3 protein-coding genes are annotated in these 2,318 nt (G+C 25.0%); all 3 read right to left on the bottom strand.

Going from position 1 to position 2,318, the window contains the following annotated elements; all coding sequences use genetic code 11:
* Window positions 1-136: 136 nt before the first annotated feature.
* Window positions 137-787: an FBP domain-containing protein gene (locus BM384_RS16745; protein WP_090015358.1), complete on the bottom strand. Its 651-nt coding sequence runs from the start codon at window positions 785-787 to the stop codon at window positions 137-139.
* Window positions 788-1,103: 316 nt separating this feature from the next.
* A complete protein-coding gene (rlmH, locus tag BM384_RS16740) occupies window positions 1,104-1,583 on the bottom strand; it encodes a 23S rRNA (pseudouridine(1915)-N(3))-methyltransferase RlmH (protein ID WP_090015356.1) in 480 nt (159 codons plus the stop codon).
* A gap of 57 nt (window positions 1,584-1,640) precedes the next feature.
* Window positions 1,641-2,156, bottom strand: coding sequence for an Hsp20/alpha crystallin family protein (locus tag BM384_RS16735; RefSeq protein ID WP_090015354.1), 516 nt, complete (start codon window positions 2,154-2,156; stop codon window positions 1,641-1,643).
* Window positions 2,157-2,318 lie beyond the last annotated feature (162 nt).

Genomic DNA, 2,318 nt, shown 5'->3' with positions numbered 1-2,318 from the left:
CTTAGTTCGATTTATTATGTCCACTCTTTTATACTAACACCACTTTTTATAAATAACTTAATACTATACAAATTCAAATGTATAAAAAAGTCAGTAAAACTTTTTAAAATTCTACTGACTTAATTATTTAATAATACTACTTTATTCTGTTAACAACTTTTAAAATTTCCTCTAACTTTTCCACTGATTCAATTCTTTTGTTACATTCCGTACTATCTAAACAAATATAAAAACCTATTGATTTATAATCCTCTTCACTAAGTGGTTTACATATTGGAGATACAAATTCAACTTCTCTTTCATTTCCTATCCTGTTACAAATAGCACAGATATTACTACTCTTTTTTGTTGTTTTAGGTAATCTACAAGCCATACCTAAAAGCTTGCCCCCAAAATTATATGCAATATATAATTTTTTAGTACCTTCATCAATCCATCCAGTATATACTAGCTTTTCATCTGAATCTAAATCAGGTAATTTAAGCTTTTTCTCTTTTTTAAAAACCTTTCTAATATCAGCATTTGTTAATTTATCCATACCATAAACATATTTATCTAACATCTTTAAAAATAACTCAATCTGCAAAGGCTCATTAATCTTTTCTATATTAAGAATTTCTCTTTGCTCTGATGATAACTCTTTAAAATTTGATAATATCTTATCTTGGTAATATAACTTAATACTTTTTACTAAATTGGTATCTACACAGTTGTTAAAAGCATTATTTAAATCATTTAAACATCTTTTTATATAATTAAATTGTTGTTTTTTTATAAACTCTTTCATATCTTTACTCCTTAATTTTAAATAATAAAACTATAACTTTTCAATCAAGGAATACTAATTTCAGCTAAAAAATACTTTCAGCTCCAGACAAAGTTTAGCTTACTTATTGTAGTCCTTGAAAGGAGCAAATTAATTTAAACATGAAAGCTTTATAACCTTTCATCAAAACCACCGCCTGTATTATTAATATATATATATATATATATATATATATATATATTATAACACATACTTATTATATATTAATTTGAATTAACATATATACTTTTACAATTTACTCATATAATTATTTATATTTTCTATATATTTTTCGCATTTATTTATGATACGGTTCATTATTATTTATTCTAAAACTTCTATAAACTTGCTCAAGAAGCATAACTCTAAATAACTGATGAGGGAATGTCATCTTTGAAAAGCATAACTTATAATCAGCCCTTTTTATAACCTCTTCTGAAAGGCCTAAACTTCCTCCAATTATAAATACAATATTAGAATTTCCTCTTACTCCACAATCAGATATAAAAGAAGCTAATTCCTCAGATGTAAGCTGCTTACCCTTTAAGTCCATGGCAACAACATAAGCATTATCTTTTACTCTAGATAAAATTGCTTTACCTTCCTTCTCTTTTATCATAAGCTCTTCTTTCTCTGATGCATTATCTGGAGTTTTTTCATCATTAAGTTCTATAATCTCTAACTTGCAGTATCTGCTTAATCTCTTAGAGTATTCATCTATAGCTTGCTTTAAATATTTCTCTTTTAATTTTCCTACAGTAATTAATGTTATATTCATAAAAAAATCCTCCTATGTTCATATTACTATATTAACATAACGGAGGATTAAATAACCTTATTCAACTTTATAATTTTCAACATCAATAATTGTAGGTTCATCATTTCCATAAGTAATCTTTTTTATCTTAGGAATAGTAAGTAGTAAAAGATTATTATTAAAGCTAGCCTTTAGTTTACCTACATCTACTTCCTCTATATAAAAATTCTTAATTATATCCCTTCCCTTTTGCATAACAGTAATCATAAAATTACTTCCATTGGAATAATTCTGTTTCCTATTCCTATGAATAGTTAATATAACCTTATTAGTTTCAAAATCTATACTTACATCCTTTGCTGTTACGCCAGGTAAATATCCTTTTATTAAATAATAATTTCCATAATCTTTTATTGAAATATCATAATTTTCTTCTTCAAACATATCATAATCAATACCATTCATCATATCACCTGATAATAATTGATCTACCATATCATTCATAAAACTTTCATTCATCAAGTCAAAAAATGAATTGATATTATTTCTATTGTAATTATTATTGTTATACATGAAGGGAAACATTCCAAACATACATAGGATTCTCCTTATAACTTAAGCATTATACTATATATGTATTAATTTCATTATTTTTTGACACAAAAGGGGCTGTAAAAAAAGTCCTAAAAATCAAACGACCATACTAGCTCAAAAGCTTATATGGTTGTTTTTTTCATATACTTATATTTTTTCATC

It is taken from the genome of Clostridium sp. DSM 8431, assembly GCF_900116755.1.
Classification (GTDB): Bacteria; Bacillota; Clostridia; order Clostridiales; family Clostridiaceae; genus Clostridium.
Note: the sequence above shows the minus strand (reverse complement) of the source record. Positions and strands in the feature narration are given on the sequence as shown.

Excerpts from the sequence above, each read along its gene's own strand:
- BM384_RS16745 (WP_090015358.1), bottom strand. The coding sequence starts at position 787 with ATGAAAGAGTTTATAAAAAAACAACAATTTAATTATATAAAAAGATGT.
- rlmH (WP_090015356.1), bottom strand. The coding sequence starts at position 1,583 with ATGAATATAACATTAATTACTGTAGGAAAATTAAAAGAGAAATATTTA.
- BM384_RS16735 (WP_090015354.1), bottom strand. The coding sequence starts at position 2,156 with ATGTTTGGAATGTTTCCCTTCATGTATAACAATAATAATTACAATAGA.